We start from the raw sequence: 14,775 nt of genomic DNA on the forward strand, positions 1-14,775 counted from the left end.
TCGCAATAACGATGCCCCCGCACCTGCCCGAGGGTGGTCAGCCGGTGCGGCGCAGCCGCTCCCGCAGCGTCCGGCGCGGCCCGGTGACGACCACGTTCCCGTACCGCACCTCGCCCTCCAGCCGCACCCGCAGACGCACCGGCCCGCCCTCCGCGCGCCGCCGCTGCCGGACGCCCCCGCCCCGCACCGCGACGCTCCCCACCTCGACCGCGACGTCCGGCGGCGCGATGATCCGCACGTTGCCGTGCGCCACCGCCACCTCCACGTCCAGCTCGGCGTGGACGGCCACCGCCCGCGTCAGGTCGATGGTCGCGTTGCCCCCGTGGACGTCCACCAGCAACCGGCGCGGCAGCGTCCACGCCCCGGATCGCTCGGCGTTCCCGTGCCTGGCCCGGAGGCTCAGCTCGTCCTCGGCCGGGACGGGAAGGTCGCGCAGGACGTCCCGCAGCTCGCCCCGCGTGGTCGCGGTCAGCGCCCGCTCGACGCGCTCGTCCAGGTCGGCGGGCCCGAGCCGCCCGTCCCCGGCCGCCACCCGCAGCCGCTCCACCGCCAGCTCACGATCGTCGTGCGACGCCCGCACATCGGGCTCCACAGGCTCCAGGCTTCCGCTCATGCCCCGAGGCTAACCCGATATATCTCGACTCGCGAGGGCGTCGGCCCGGCACCAACTCCCGCCCGGCGAGATGCGGCAGCGCGTGCGGGTGCCGCGCCCGCAGCGGCTCGCCGCGGCGCAGGTCCTGCCCGACCCTCCCGTCCCACGTGGACGCGTCGAGCGTGATCTCGGCGGCCGCGTCGTCGTCCCCGGACACGAGCGCGAGAGCGAGGTCGAGCGCCGGGCGGTCATCCGTTCCAGGCGACCAGGAACTCCTGGAGGGAGATGCGGCCGTCGGCGTCGCCGTCGCGGGCGTCGGCGGACTTGAAGATCGAGTCGAGGTCGGCGGGCGTGACCTCTTCACCGCGCGCGTTCATGGCGGCCACGAACTCCTCGCGGGTGATGTAGCCGTCGCCGTCACGGTCGAACTCCTTGAACGTGGCGGTGGGGTCGTCGGAAACCGGCATGGGGACCTCGCGATCGATGGTTCGGGCGGGGTGCGGGCAATGCGTCGAGCCCGATCCTGCACCCCGGACACACCGGTCGTCCAGATGCGCGTCGCGGTGCGGGCCGTCCGGTGACGTGCCCGATCGGCCGCTTCGACGCCGGTGCGCCGCTCCGGGGCCGCACGCCGGGGTGGAGGAGGGGCGCGGATACGGCGCGCTCGGCGGCCCGTCAGCGCTCGGCGGCCGGTTCGGCCGGAGACCGGGCGCGGCCCGCCTCGTAGGCGGCGGGGAAGGCGGTGCCGAGGGCGGTGCGGGCGGCGGCGAGGAGGCGGGCGGTCTCGCGGGACGGGACGGACTCGGGCGGTGCGGCGGCCTCGCGGACGGCCGCGGCGGCGCCGAGGAGCCGGGCGGCGCGGTCGTCGCGGCCCGCGAGGAGTTCGGCGCCGGCGAGGCCGTCGAGGGCGGACGCGATGGCGGGCGCGTCGCCGAGGACGCGGGCGGCGGCGAGGCCGTCGAGGTGGTGCGGGCGGGCGGCGGCGGCGAGCGCGGCGCCGAGGGAGCGGCCCGCGTGGCCGGTGCGGCCGCGTTCGATCCAGTACCAGGCGAGGGACGACGTGAGCCGGAGCGCGAGGCGGGCGTCCCCGCGGCGGGCGGCGCTCTCCAGGGCGCGGCGCAGGTTCGCCGCCTCGGCGTCGAGGCGGGCGAGCCACCGCAGCCGGGCGGGGCCGGTGCGGTACGCGTCGGCGCACTCCGCGACGCGGGCGTAGTAGTCGTCGTGGCGGTCCTGGACGGCCGCGGTCTCGCCCGCGTCGGCGAGGCGGTCGAGCGCGTAGGCGGCGACCGACTCCAGGAGCCGGTAGCGGACGCCGCCGGGGTCGTCGGCCAGCTGGACGAGCGAGCGGTCGACGAGCCGCACGATGACGTCCATGACCTCGGCGCGGTCGACGTCCCCGCCCGCGCAGGTCTCCTCGGCGGCCTCCAGGGTGCAGCCGCCGGCGTGGACGGCGAGGCGGCGCAGGACCGCGCGTTCGGCGGGGGCGAGCGGCTCCCAGCTCCAGTCGATCGCGGCGTGCAGGGTCCGCTGGCGGGGCGGGACGTCGCGGCGCTGCGAGCGCAGCACCCGGAAGCGGTCGTCGAGGCGTGCGGCGAGCGTCGCGGGGCCGAGCGCGCGGACGCGTGCGGCGGCGAGTTCGAGCGCGAGCGGCAGCCCGTCGAGGCGGCGGCAGACGGCGGCGACGGCGGCCGCGTTGGACGCGTCGAGGGCGAACCCGGGATCCGCGGCGGCCGCACGCGCGACGAACAGCCGGACGGCGGGGACGTCCGCGAGCCTCCGCACCCCGTCACCCGGCACGGGCGCCCCCACCTCCAAGAACGCGGCTTCGGAGCGCACGGCCTCGACGGACGCGGTCTCGGGAGGGGCGGTGTCGGACCTGGTGGCACCGAAGGGGCCGGGACCGGAGAGTCCGCCGTCGAGGGAGGTGAGGTCGGCGGGTGGGACGGGGAGGGGGGCGACCGGGTACAGGTGCTCGCCGGAGATGCCGAGAGGTTCGCGGGCGGTGGCGAGGACGCGCAGTTCGGCGCCCGTGGCGAGGAACGCGTCCGCGAGTTTCGCGACGGGTTCGATGACGTGCTCGCAGTTGTCGAGGACGAGCAGCGCGCGGCGTCCGGCGAGGCCCTCCACCGGGTCGGCGGCGCGCGTCCCGCCGGGCTCCGGCAGGCCCGCGGCGGCGGTCACCGCCTCGGCGACCCCGTCCGGGGCGACGCCCGCCAGCTCGACGAGCACGATGCCCTCGGGGAAGGCGTCGCCCGCCCGCGCGGCGGCCTCCAGCGCGAGGCGCGTCTTGCCCACGCCGCCCGGCCCGGTGACGGTCACCAGCCGGGACGCGCGCAGGGCGGCGACGATCGCGTCCGGTTCGCCGTCGCGGCCGACCAGCTCGGTGCGGGGGACGGGGAGCCGCGCGGGCGCGAGGGGCGCGGCGGCGACGGCCCCCGGGACGTCCAGGGACGGGTCCTGGCGGAGGATCGCCTGGTGCAGGGCGGCGAGTTCGGGCCCGGGGTCGAGGCCGAGCTCGTCGCGGAGCCGGTTCCGGACGCGCTCGTAGCACTGCAGGGCCTCGTGCTGGCGGCCGGAACCGTACAGGGCGCGCATGAGGGCGGCCTGGAGGCGTTCGCGCAGCGGGTGGCGGCCGGCGAGATCGGTGAGGTCGGCGACGAGGGCGCGGTGCTCGCCGAGCGCGAGGCGGGCCTCGGCCAGGTCCTCGCGGGCGGTGAGGCGGCGTTCCTCGAGGCGGGCGGCGGCCGCGACGGCGAACGGGACGTCGGCGAAGTCGGCGAAGGCGGGGCCGCGCCACAGTGCGAGCGCCTCGGTCAGGACGGACGCGCGCGACGCGGGGGCGGGCTCGGCGCGGGCCGCGAGGGACTCGAAGCGGAGCGCGTCGACCGCGCCGGGCGCGGCGGCGAACGCGTACCCGGGGGCACGGGCCGCCACGAGTGCGCGCGCGCCGGGTTCGGCGTCGTCCAGGGCCCGGCGGAGCTGCGAGACCTTCGCGCGGAGCGCGGCGGCGGGCCGGGCGGGGAGGGCGTCGCCCCACAGGTCCCGGACCAGCCGCTCGGCCGGCACCGGCCGCCCCCCGGCGGCCAGCAGCGCCGCCAGCAGCAGCCGGACCTTCAGCTCCGGTACCCGGACGGGGCGGTCGTCGTCCGTCCGGATCTCCAGCGGGCCCAGCACCCCGAAGCGCATGGGTTCACCGTAACCGGACCCGAATCCCGTCCGAACCCCGCCAGAACACCCGGGACGCAGGCTGTGCGCATCACCTTGCAACCGAGACGGAGAAAGATCATGACCGGAACCGCCGCGCCCGAACGGCCCGCCCGGGCCGGGACGCGCGCATGGCTCGGACTGGCCGTGCTGGCGCTGCCCACCCTCCTGCTGTCCGTCGACAACACCGTGCTGTTCCTGGCGATGCCGCACCTCGCCGCCGACCTGGACCCCGGGCCCGTCCAGCTCCTCTGGATCATGGACGTCTACGGCTTCATGATCGCGGGCTTCCTGGTGCCGATGGGGGCGCTCGGCGACCGCATCGGCCGGCGCAGGCTCCTGCTGTACGGCGCGGTCGCGTTCGGCGCGGCCTCGGCCCTCGCCGCGTACGCGAGCAGTGCCGAGATGCTGATCGCCGCCCGGATCCTGCTGGGCCTCAGCGGCGCGACGCTGATGCCGTCCTCGCTCGCGCTGGTCAGCACGATGTTCCGGGACGAGCGGCAGCGCACGCTCGCGATCGGCGTGTTCACCGGCTGCTTCATGGGCGGCGCGGCGCTCGGCCCGGTGGTCGGCGGCGCGCTGCTGGAGCACTTCTGGTGGGGGTCGGTGTTCCTGATCGGCGTCCCGGTCATGATGCTGCTGCTCGCCGCCGCGCCGCTGCTGCCCGAGTCGCGCGCCCCGGGAGGCGGCCGCATCGACCTCGCGAGCGTCGCGTTGTCGCTGGCCGCCGCGTTCCCGGTCGTGTACGGGCTGAAGGAGTTCGCCGAGGACCCGGCGCGACCCGCCCCGTACGCCGTGCTCGCCGCCGGGACCGCGTTCGGGTACCTGTTCGTCCGGCGGCAGCGCGCCCTGGCCGACCCGCTGCTCGACCTGCGGCTGCTGCGGTCCCGGACGTTCTCGGTCGCCCTCGGCGTCCTGCTGGCGACGAACGTCCTGTCGGGCGGCCTGTACCTGTTCGCCAGCCGCTTCCTGCAGACGGGCGAGGGGCTGTCGCCGCTGGACTCCGGGCTGTGGCTGACGCTCCCGGCGCTCGCGATGGTCGCGGGCTCGCTGCTGGCGCCGCTCACCGCGCGGCGCGTCCGTCCGGGGACGCTGATCGCGGGCGGGATGGTCCCGGCGGCGGGCGGGTTCCTCGTGGCCGGCTTCGGGGACGGCATCGGGCCGTTGATGGCCGGGCTCACGATCGGGTTCCTCGGGCTGTCCCCCGTCGCCGCCCTCGGCATCGCGCTGGTCGTCGGCGCGGCGCCGGACGAGCGCGCCGGCGCGGCGTCCGCGGTGGCCGAGACGTCCGGGGAGTTCGGCATCGCGTTCGGCATCGCCTCCCTCGGCAGCATCGGCGGCGCCGCCTACACCGCGCTGGTCGCCCTGCCGCCGGGCGCCCCGGAGGCCGCCGGGGAGTCGCTGGAGGGCGCCGTCGCCGCCGCCGAGGGGCTCCCGCCCGAGCCCGCCGCCGCGCTGCTGTCGGCCGCCCGGGACGCGTTCCTCGGCGGGTTCGGCGTCGTCACCGTCGTCGCGGCCGCCATGCTCGCCGGGCTGGCCGTCCTCGCGGCGACCGCGCTGCGGCACCTCCCCCCGATCGGCGCCGGCGATCACTAGCCGCACGGCGGACGGGAGCGCGCCCGGGGCGGACGGGCGTCAGGCGCCGGGGCCGCGGCGGGGTTCGACGTCGGTCGGGCCGAGGTGGGCGCCGCACGCGTCGCAGGTGAAGCCGAGCGTGAGCGTCCCGGCGCAGCCGCGATGCCCGACGATCACCGGGGCGCCGTCCGGGGCGTAGTGGCGGTCGCCCCACAGCAGCAGCGTCATCATCGCGGGCCACAGCTCGACGCCCTTGCGGGTGAGCCGGTACTCGTACCGTTCCGGCCGCTCCTGGTAGGGGACGCGGCGCATGATGCCCTCGTCGCACAGCCGGGTGAGGCGGTCGGTGAGGATGTTGCGGGCGACGCCGAGCACGTCCTGGAAGTCGTCGAAGCGGCGGATCCCCTCGAACGCGCTACGGATGATCAGCAGCGTCCAGCGGTCGCCGACGACCTCCAGCGAGCGGGCGATCGAGCAGTTCTGCGAATCGTAGGTGCGGGGCAGGGCCACACTGTCGAGAGTAGCGGAGCATTGTGGTGATACGCCGGGCCCGGGACGGCTCGTTCCGTCCCGGGCCCGGCGGCGGCGGAGACGCCGGTTACTTCAGCTTCTTGCCGGCCGACTGGAGGCTCTCGCACGCCTCGACGATGCGGGCGGCCATGTTCGCCTCGGCGGCCTTGCCCCACGAGCGCGGGTCGTACTGCTTCTTGTTGCCGACCTCGCCGTCCACCTTCAGGACGCCGTCGTAGTTGCGGAGCATGTGGTCGGCGACCGGGCGGGTGAACGCGTACTGGGTGTCGGTGTCGATGTTCATCTTGATGACGCCGTAGGAGACGGCCTCGCGGATCTCCTCGAGCGTGGAGCCCGACCCGCCGTGGAACACCAGGTCGAACGGCTTGTCCTTGCCGTGCTTGGCGCCGACCGCGTCCTGGATCTCCTTGAGGACCTCCGGGCGCAGCTTGACCGAGCCCGGCTTGTACACGCCGTGCACGTTGCCGAACGTCGCCGCGAGGATGTAGCGGCCCTTCTCGCCGACGCCGACGGCCTCGGCGGTGGCGAGCGCGTCGCCCGGGGTCGTGTACAGCTTCTCGTTGATCTCGTTGGCGACGCCGTCCTCCTCGCCGCCGACGACGCCGATCTCCATCTCCATGATGATGCGGGCCTTGGCGCACTCCTCGAGGAGCTCCTCGGCGATCCGCAGGTTCTCGTGCAGCTCGACCGCGGACCCGTCCCACATGTGCGACTGGAACAGCGGCTCCTCGCCGCGCGCCACCCGCTCCTGCGAGATCTTGACGAGCGGCCGCATGAAGCCGTCCAGCTTGTCCTTCGGGCAGTGGTCGGTGTGCAGCGCGATGTTCACCGGGTACTTGGCGGCGACGACCTTGGCGTACTCGGCGAGCGCGGTCGCGCCCGTCACCATGTCCTTCACCGTCGGACCGGACAGGTACTCCGCGCCGCCCGTCGAGACCTGGACGATCCCGTCGCTCTCGGCCTCGGCGAAGCCGCGCAGCGCCGCGTTCAGCGTCTGGCTCGAGGTGACGTTGATGGCGGGGAAGGCGAAGCCGTCCCGCTTCGCACGGTCGAGCATCTCCGCGTAGGTCTCGGGCGTTGCGATGGGCATTTCAGCGTCCTTTCATACGCAGCGGTGCCGCCGGGCATCCGGCCGGGCGGCAGCACCCGGGCACCCGCCGGACGGGCGGGGACGCCGGGTCGGGCATGCCGTCCACGGTCAGTATCGCGGTCGCGACGCTCGCCCAGCTCACCAGGGGGCGCCGCGTGGTGCCAGTATCCCGGATTTCGCGTCCGGAACCAGCGGGGACGCGCGCCGCGCGGCGCCCGATCGCGGCGCGCTTCCGGCCGTCCGAAACGTCCCCGGACGCCCGGCGCCGCCGCCCACGGACGCCCCACGGGCGGCACACGGACGCTCCCCGGACGGCACACGGACGGCACACGGACGGCACACGGGCGGCACACGGGCGGCACACGGGCGCCCGGTGCCGGCGGCGGGGGCGCGGCGGCGCGGACGGCCGGCGGCTCGGCGCGTCCGGTCCGATCGTCCCCGGCGGGCACGAGATCCGGAGGCGAGGGAACAAAACGGACAGCGGACCGAAGAAGAATGTCCCTGAAGAGTCACGTCCGTCGCTCAGCGGTGACAGTTATCGCTAACCTCCCCATGTGGGACGTCATCGGTCGGACCCCAGGGGTCTCGCACGCATATTGATCGCGGCTTTGGCCGTGGCCGCCGTCTTGGCTCTGCTCGTCGTCGGCGGCATGGCTCTGGTGAACGCGGTCTCGGGCGACCCCGATTCCAAGGGGCCCTCGGCCACCGCCTCCTCGGACGGCGGCGGAGGGTCCCCCTCCGCATCCGCGGGCTCCTCCTCGCAGGCGCCCGCCCTCCTCATCCGCGTGGTCGGCGCCCCCACCAAGGTCGTCGTCCGGATCCCGGACGGCGAGATCCTCTTCACCGGGACGATGAGCACCGGCGAGACCTACCGCTACGAGGAGACGCCGCTGTCGGTCGTCGCCGACAACGGGGCCTCGCTGGAGGTCGCCATCCACGGCGAACCGCAGGATCCGGCGCAGGCCCAGCGCACCGAGTGGTCCGTGCCGGAACGGTCCTGACCGTTCTGCGCGTCAGCCCGGCTCCCCGCGTCAGCCCAGCCCCAGATCGGCCACCTCGAAGGGGTGCCGGTACTCCAGCCCCTCCGCGGCGATCCGCGCCGCGGCCCCCCGCTCCAGAATCGTCGCGACGGCCACGACGTGCGCGCCCGCCTCCCGCAGCGCCTCCACCGCGGTCAGCACCGAACCGCCCGTCGTCGAGGTGTCCTCGACGGCCAGCACGCGCCGGCCCGCCACGTCCGGGCCCTCGATACGGCGCTGCAGCCCGTGCGCCTTGCCCGCCTTCCGCACGACGAACGCGTCCAGCGTCCGTCCCCGGGCCGCCGCCGCGTGCAGCATCGCGGTCGCCACCGGGTCGGCGCCGAGCGTCAGCCCGCCGACCGCCTCGTACTCCAGGTCGTCCGTCGCGTCGAGCATCACCGACCCGACGAGCGGCGCCGTCGCCCCGTCCAGCGTCACCCGGCGCAGGTCCACGTACCAGGACGCGCGCTTGCCCGACGACAGCACGAAGTCCCCGTGCACCACCGCCTTGGCCTTGATCTGTTCCAGCAGCTCATCACGATCGCTCACGGGGAAACCCTATTCACCCCGCCCGCGCGCGCCGCGCCCGCCATGTACGGTGCCGGGGAGGAGGACGACATGACACCCGGATCCCTCGTGCTCCTGCACGCGCCGAACACCGGCTCCGCCGCCTGGGGCGACCTTCCCGAGACGCTCCGCTCCTACGGGCTCGACGTCATCGCCCCGGACGTCGCGGAGGGCGCCGGCCCCCGCTACGTCGCCCGCGCGTCGCTCATCATCGCGGCGACCGCCCCCGCGACCCCGCTCGTCCTCGCCGCGCACGGCGCCGCGGGCCCGCTGCTGCCCGCGGTCGCGCTCGCGCAGCGCGCCGCCCACCGCGCCGTCGGCGGCTACCTGTTCGTCGACGCCGACCTGCCCCGCCCCGCCCACGCGCACGACCACGACGACGGGCACGAGCACGTCCCGTCCCCGCCGGACTGGCCGGACGCGCCCTGCGCGTACCTCCGCACCCACGCGGACCGCTCCGCGTCCCCGGGGCACGCCCAGGCCGTCCGAGAGGCCCGCCTGCGCGGCTGGGCCGTCGCCGAGCACGAACCCCCGGCCGCCGTGGCGCAGTCCCTGAGCGAACTCCTCACCACCCTCTAGCGCCGTTCCTCCGGGACGGACGGCCGGGCGCGACCGTGAGGAGCAGGACGGCCCGTCCCCGGGTGCGGACGCTCAGCCGCCGGGACCGGCCCGGAGCCCCTCGCCGATCCGGGTGCGGAGGGAACGCAGGGCTCCCCTGAGTTCTGCCGGTTCGATGTCCGTGATGTCGGCGTCGAAGGTGAGCAGAAGTCCCGCGAGCCCCGGCCAGGACCATGCGCCGAGAGTGAGCCGGCAACTGCCGTGGGTGCGGTACTCGACCGTCGACCCGCCGGGCGCGAACCGGGCGACGACGGACGCGGGCAGGGCGAGGACCGCCGATCCGCGGCACGGCCATTCGGCGGCGACGTCTCCGCGGTCGTGCGTGGTCATCACGAAGGCCACGGGATCGCCGCAGGGGACGTCGCGGCGCTCGAACGGGGTGTGCGTGGGGGCGCGCGGCGTGATCCGGTCGACGCGCATCGCGCGCCATCCGGCGGCTTCCCGGGCGTAGGCGACCAGGTACCAGCGCGCCGCCCACACCACGAGGTCGTGCGGTTCCAGGGTGAGCGTGACGGGCTCGCCGTCACCGGTGTACTCCGCCCGCACGAGGTGGCGCCGGCCGATGGCGGTTCCGATGGCGCGGACGATCTCGGCGTCGATGGGCGGTGCGGGGAACTCCCAGTAGTTCCGGGCCGCGGAGACGGTGAACGCCTCGGCGTGGAGGCGGCTGCGCGCGGGCATCGCCCGGTGCAGCGTGGCGAGGGCGCGGGACGCGTTCTCGCGGACGCCGGACAGGACCGCCGGGACGGTCTGGAGCGCGACGGCCGCGGCCACGGCCTGGTCCTCGTCGAAGACGACCGGCGGCAGGCGGGTGGCCGGGCCGAGCCGGTAGCCGCCGCCCGCGCCGCGCACGGCCTCGATGTCGTACCCGAGGTCGCGGAGCGTGTCGATGTCACGGCGCACGGTCCGCGGCGACACCCCGAGGCGCGCGGCGAGCTCCGCCGCCGTCAGGGCCGCACCGGTTCCGAAGATCGACAGCAGCTTGAGCGTCCGCGCCGAGGTGTCGGCCATGGCTCGTCCCCTCGCACCAAGCGGTCACTCGATGGCAACAATACTTGCCACCGTGGCCGGCATGACCACGTCACACGACTCCCCAGCGGGCTCCACGGCGTCCGGGGCCCCTCGGCGCCGATCACCGGCGCGGGCGCGACCGCGGCGCTGCTGGTGGTGCTCTTCGGCTCCTTCATGGACCTCCTCGACGCGACGATCGTCACCGTCGCGGCCCCGGCGATCGCCCGGGACCTGGGCGCCGGCGACGCCCAGATCCAGTGGACGATCGCCGCCTACGTCCTCGCGCTGGGCGCGGGACTGATCACCGGCGGGCGGCTCGGCGACCAGTACGGCCGCAAGCGCCTGTTCATGACCGGGCTGGCCGGGTTCACGGTCACGTCCGCGCTGTGCGCGCTCGCCGCCGGCCCGGGGATGCTCATCGCCATGCGCGCCGCGCAGGGGCTGACGGCGGGCGTCATGGTCCCGCAGGTGTTCGGGATCATCCGGGCGTCGTTCGCCCCGGCGGAGCGCGCCAGGGCGTTCGGCGCCTACGGGGCCGTCCAGGGCCTCGCCTCGGTCGCCGGGCCGCTGCTGGGCGGGCTGCTCATCGACGCCGACCCGTTCGGCCTGGGATGGCGCACCGTCTTCTGGGTCAACGTCCCCGTCTCGATCCTGGCGCTCGCCATCGGCGCGAAGGTCCTGCCGGAGTCCCGCTCGTCCTCGACCGCGCGCCCGGACCTGCCGGGCGCGCTGCTCGCGGCCGCGGGCGTCCTGCTCCTGCTGCTCCCGATCATCCAGACCGAGACATGGGGATGGACCTGGGCGAGCAACGTCCTCCTCGCCGCCGGGATCGTCGTGCTCGCGCTGTTCCTCGCCTACGAGCGCCGCGCCGCCGGGCTCGGGGACGAGCCCATGTTCGACCCGGCGCTGCTGAGGATCCGCGCCTTCGCGGTCGGCCTGGGCGCGTCCGTGCCGTTCTTCGGCGGCATCGCGCCGTTCTTCCTCACCCTGTCGGTCTACCTCCAGAACGGCACCGGCCGGACCGCGTGGGAGACCGGCCTGGTGATCCTGCCGTACGCCCTCGGCTCGGTCGTCACCTCCGGCCTCGGCGTCGCCCTGGCCGCCAGGGCCGGCAGGGTTCTGCTGGTCACCGGCTCGCTCACCATCGCGGCGTCCCAGCTCGTCCTGTGGGCGGTCGTCAACGACGGCGACGAGCCCGGCTACCTCCTCCTCGCCGCCGCCTTGTTCATCGGCGGTCTCGGGCTGGGGCTCGCGGCGCCCATCCTCGTCAACGTGGTCCTCGCGGGCGTCCCCGGACGCAACGCGGGCTCCGCGGGCGGCGTGCTCTCCACCGTGAACCAGATCGGCGGCGCCATCGGCATCGCCGCCCTCGGCACGGTCTTCTTCACCGCGGTCACCGAATCGGCCGCCGGCGCGCCCGCCCTGGCCGACTACGGCCGCGCGCTCGGCATCGTCCTGCTCGTCTCCGCCGCCCTATACACGGTCGCGGCGCTCGTGATGCGCGCGCTCCCGAGAGCCGCGGCCGACCACACCGGCTGAACGCCGGTGCCCGGGGCGCGGCGGGGTCAGGCGTTCTTCAGGAGGTCGTCCAGGAGGGCGTCGTAGTCGTCCTCGCCGCGCCCCAGGTCGACGCGGGCGCGGTAGCGGAGGCGGAGAAGGGCCTCGAGGCTGTCCTCGGCGATCGCGACGTCGTCGGGGCCGGGGGTCAGGGACTCGGCCGCCGGGACCGCGTCGCCGGGGCCGCCGACACCGGTGCCGACGGCGTTGTCGCGCAGCGCGAGGACGACGTCGGCGCCGTTGGTGGCCCAGTCGTGCGCGCCGGACGCGTCGCCCTGCGCGTACAGGACCTCGGCGACCGCCCGGTACACCTCGGGGTCGCGGGGACGGTCGGCGCGGATCTGGTCGACGAGGGTGCGGGCCTCGTCGGCGCGGCCGAGCTCGAACAGCGCGTCGGCGAGGTAGGCGCGGGGGTCGCCGTAGGTCTCGCCGCCGTCCTCCAGGGCGCGGCGGTAGAACTCGGCGGCCTTCCCGTGGTCGCCGGCGTGCTGCCACTGCTCGCCCGCGCGCAGCAGGACGTTCGCGCGGGACACACCGCCGGACACCGTCTCGGCCAGCTCGGCCAGTCGCCGGGCCGCCGCGATGTGATCGCCCGTGCGAAGGGTGTCGAACTCCAGGTCGTCGAGGTCGTCTTCCGTCACATGCGTCACGCTTCAACGCTACCCGGCGGCGCCCCGCCGAAGCGGGCGAATCTGGGATGTCGGTGAATACCGGCGCGTACCCGTCAGCTCACCTGCGGGAACGTTCGAGGGCGTCCCAGAACCCGCGGCGCAGCGCGTGCCGGACCTCGTCGTGCAGCAGGAAGTCGATCGGGAGCGAGGAGCCCTGCAGCAGGCGCGCCTCCAGGTCGGAGGGCATCCGGGGCTTGCGGGCGAGGACCGCCTCCAGCCACAGCGCGGGCGCGTCCCGGGCGACGGACTCCCCGAAGTCCTGCCCCTCCTGGTGCGCGGACTTGACGGCGTCCGCCAGCGACGGCGCGTTCTGCTGGGCGGGCACCGGGGAGAGCTGCTGCGGCCCGGTGTAGGGGCCGGGCGCACGGTTCGCGGGGAGCGACTGCGGCGCGGACGGCGGCGACGGCGCGGGGACCGGCGGCGACGTGTACTGCTGCCCGGCGGGCTGGGACGGCGGCGCGGTGTGCGAGCCGGTCTGCACGGGCGCGGCGGGCTGCGCGGTGCCGCCGCTGAACGACGCGCCGAACCCGCCGGGACCGGACGTCCCGGACCCGAGCGTGCTCGAACCGAGCGCGCCGGAACCGGACGATCCGCCGTTCGGCCCGGTGTCGAGGACGCTCGGCCCGAACCCGCCGGTGCCGTGACCGCCGGACGCCGGCGACGGCGTCGGCCCCGTGGACGTCTGCGGCGACGGGGACGGCAGCACCGACGGGCCCGTGGACGCCCGGGCGGGCGCGGGGGTCGACGGCGGGAGCGGGGACGACGCGGGCGCGGCGGGCGTGCCGGTGATCGGCGACGCGGGGGGCGGGCCGTTCTGCGCGGTCGGCTGCAGCGACCCGAGGGACGCGCCGTTGCCGTGCCCGTTCGACAGCGGGGCCGCCCCGGACGGCGTGCCGATCGGCAGGCCCGGCAGCACGGACCCGGACGGCGACGAGCCGACCGACGAAGACGACGACGAGGACGACGGGGACGACACGGACGACGGCATGGACGACGGCATGGACGACGAGGAGGACGTGGAAGACGAGGAGCCCGACGAGCTAGCGCCGTCCATGCCCGTCAGGAGGCTCACGTAGGGGCGCAGGTCGCCGGCGCCGATCTCGATGAGGTCGTCGCACTCCTGCCGCAGCACCCGCGAGATCGTCCAGTTGCCGTCGACGGCGACGTGCACGACGGTGACGCGGACGCCGAGGTCCTGCGCGTCGGCGACGACCTGCGCGAGGTCCTCGTCGCCGCTGACCAGCACCGCCTCGGCGAGGGCGGCGTTGCGGGCGAGGGTCATGAGGTCGCGGTGGATCTCGGTGTCGACGCCCTCGCGGCGGCCGGGGCGGATGCGCCCGAGCCGGAGCTTGAGGCCGGGCAGGTCGGCGAGCGCGTCGTGCTCGGGGGCGCGGCGGCCCTCGACGGTGGCCTCGTACCAGTAGCAGCGGAGCAGCGGCAGCCCGGTGCGTTCCCTGGACAGATTGTTCAGCAGTTGCAGGAGGCCGCTGAAGTCCCAGGCCACGGCGTCGCGATGGCGGGTGCCGTGCACCGCCATGGCACCGTCGCCCAGCAGATAGCCGGCGTCTACGAACAGCGCGCAGCGATCCATGCGACACCGCCCTTCCTCTGGCACGGGAGCTCACGGGGTGCCCACTCCGCGGTCAGGCCGGCGAGCGTGACCATCCTCGGCGCCTGCCCTTCCTGCTGTCGGGGACGTGGGCGGCGTAATGACCCCGGGCCCTCGATAGGGTAGTGAAGCCCGTCAGCCCCGTAGGCCAATACGGCGATTCGCCACTCTTTCACGGCGTCCGTCCGGTCCGCGACTCTCCGGTAACAACGAATTGGAGACTTCGGCGGACGCTACCAGCCGTTTCGGGCCGTCCCCCGGCTTCCACCCGATCTTTACGGGAACGGGCAGGTGAACGCCCCGGGCGGGGCAGCGCGCGACCTCGCCTTCACGATCGCATGGCGACCGGGCGCGCTCAGGGTGAGGTAGGTGTGGCCTCCAGGTCAGTTTCGACGGCGACCTCCGTGCCGACCTCCGTCTCCACGTCGACCCGGACGTCCGTCCGGACGACGTCCGTCCTGACTTCGCCCGGGACGGCCGCGAGTGCGCGCACCGGCTCCTCCAGAGCGACGTCCGCCTCCAGAGCGACCTCCGCCTCCACGCGCGTCTGGACGAGCGCGCGCACCTCGACCTCGCAATCGACCTCGACGACCGGCGGCGCGGGCTCCGGTTCCGGTTCGGGCTCGGGCGCCGGTTCGGGCTCGGCCGGGGCGGGACGCCCGGGCGGCGGTTCGGCCGGCGCGGGGGCGGGTTCGCCGGCGGCGGCCGGGACGGGCGCGGGCGGCCTCAGC

At 75.4% G+C, this 14,775-nt stretch carries 14 protein-coding genes; 4 read left to right on the forward strand and 10 right to left on the reverse strand.

Going from position 1 to position 14,775, the window contains the following annotated elements:
* Window positions 1–37 precede the first annotated feature (37 nt).
* From ACFQ11_RS18770 to ACFQ11_RS18780, 3 genes are all read right to left on the reverse strand, one after another.
* Complete coding sequence (locus ACFQ11_RS18770) at window positions 38–613, reverse strand: DUF1707 SHOCT-like domain-containing protein (RefSeq protein WP_378300248.1); 576 nt, start codon at window positions 611–613, stop codon at window positions 38–40.
* Between the two features lie 227 nt (window positions 614–840).
* A complete protein-coding gene (locus ACFQ11_RS18775; protein ID WP_378300250.1) occupies window positions 841–1,059 on the reverse strand; it encodes an EF-hand domain-containing protein in 219 nt (72 codons plus the stop codon).
* A gap of 208 nt (window positions 1,060–1,267) precedes the next feature.
* Window positions 1,268–3,778 carry an ATP-binding protein gene (locus tag ACFQ11_RS18780; RefSeq protein WP_378300252.1) on the reverse strand — a complete coding sequence of 837 codons (2,511 nt, stop codon included), beginning with the start codon at window positions 3,776–3,778 and terminating at the stop codon, window positions 1,268–1,270.
* A 99-nt stretch (window positions 3,779–3,877) separates the two neighbouring features.
* Here ACFQ11_RS18780 and ACFQ11_RS18785 point away from each other — a divergent pair, with 99 nt between their 5' ends.
* Entirely contained in the window at window positions 3,878–5,392 is a 1,515-nt protein-coding gene (locus ACFQ11_RS18785; protein ID WP_378300254.1) for an MFS transporter, read from the forward strand.
* Between the two features lie 39 nt (window positions 5,393–5,431).
* Here ACFQ11_RS18785 and ACFQ11_RS18790 read toward each other — a convergent pair whose 3' ends face one another.
* Together ACFQ11_RS18790 and fbaA are read right to left on the reverse strand one after the other, a co-directional pair.
* Window positions 5,432–5,881, reverse strand: a complete 450-nt coding sequence (locus tag ACFQ11_RS18790; RefSeq protein WP_378300256.1) for a winged helix-turn-helix transcriptional regulator — start codon at window positions 5,879–5,881, stop codon at window positions 5,432–5,434.
* A gap of 88 nt (window positions 5,882–5,969) precedes the next feature.
* Entirely contained in the window at window positions 5,970–6,992 is a 1,023-nt protein-coding gene (gene fbaA / locus ACFQ11_RS18795) for a class II fructose-bisphosphate aldolase (protein WP_378300258.1), read from the reverse strand.
* Between the two features lie 614 nt (window positions 6,993–7,606).
* Here fbaA and ACFQ11_RS18800 point away from each other — a divergent pair.
* A complete protein-coding gene (locus ACFQ11_RS18800) occupies window positions 7,607–7,993 on the forward strand; it encodes a DUF4115 domain-containing protein (protein WP_378300260.1) in 387 nt (128 codons plus the stop codon).
* A 30-nt stretch (window positions 7,994–8,023) separates the two neighbouring features.
* Here ACFQ11_RS18800 and pyrE read toward each other — a convergent pair whose 3' ends face one another.
* On the reverse strand, window positions 8,024–8,560 hold the full coding sequence (pyrE, locus tag ACFQ11_RS18805) for an orotate phosphoribosyltransferase (RefSeq protein ID WP_378300262.1): 537 nt from the start codon (window positions 8,558–8,560) through the stop codon (window positions 8,024–8,026).
* A 69-nt stretch (window positions 8,561–8,629) separates the two neighbouring features.
* On the opposite strand from pyrE, the gene ACFQ11_RS18810 reads away from it, so the two are divergent.
* Entirely contained in the window at window positions 8,630–9,157 is a 528-nt protein-coding gene (locus tag ACFQ11_RS18810) for a hypothetical protein (protein ID WP_378300264.1), read from the forward strand.
* Window positions 9,158–9,229: 72 nt separating this feature from the next.
* Here the strand turns inward: ACFQ11_RS18810 and ACFQ11_RS18815 are convergent, their stop codons facing one another.
* The gene (locus ACFQ11_RS18815; RefSeq protein ID WP_378300266.1) at window positions 9,230–10,207 is read right to left on the reverse strand and encodes a helix-turn-helix transcriptional regulator; all 978 of its coding nucleotides are present in this window, start codon (window positions 10,205–10,207) and stop codon (window positions 9,230–9,232) included.
* Between the two features lie 153 nt (window positions 10,208–10,360).
* On the opposite strand from ACFQ11_RS18815, the gene ACFQ11_RS18820 reads away from it, so the two are divergent.
* Window positions 10,361–11,746 carry an MFS transporter gene (locus tag ACFQ11_RS18820; protein WP_378300268.1) on the forward strand — a complete coding sequence of 462 codons (1,386 nt, stop codon included), beginning with the start codon at window positions 10,361–10,363 and terminating at the stop codon, window positions 11,744–11,746.
* A gap of 26 nt (window positions 11,747–11,772) precedes the next feature.
* Here the strand turns inward: ACFQ11_RS18820 and ACFQ11_RS18825 are convergent, their stop codons facing one another.
* The 3 genes from ACFQ11_RS18825 to ACFQ11_RS18835 all read right to left on the reverse strand — a co-directional run.
* Complete coding sequence (locus tag ACFQ11_RS18825) at window positions 11,773–12,414, reverse strand: tetratricopeptide repeat protein (RefSeq protein ID WP_378300270.1); 642 nt, start codon at window positions 12,412–12,414, stop codon at window positions 11,773–11,775.
* A 79-nt stretch (window positions 12,415–12,493) separates the two neighbouring features.
* On the reverse strand, window positions 12,494–14,026 hold the full coding sequence (locus tag ACFQ11_RS18830) for an NYN domain-containing protein (RefSeq protein WP_378300272.1): 1,533 nt from the start codon (window positions 14,024–14,026) through the stop codon (window positions 12,494–12,496).
* A gap of 373 nt (window positions 14,027–14,399) precedes the next feature.
* A partial coding sequence (locus ACFQ11_RS18835; protein WP_378300274.1) for a hypothetical protein occupies window positions 14,400–14,775 on the reverse strand: 376 nt, incomplete at its 5' end.

The sequence above is a fragment of the Actinomadura sediminis genome (genome assembly GCF_042675525.1).
Taxonomy (GTDB): Bacteria; Actinomycetota; Actinomycetes; order Streptosporangiales; family Streptosporangiaceae; genus Spirillospora; species Spirillospora sediminis.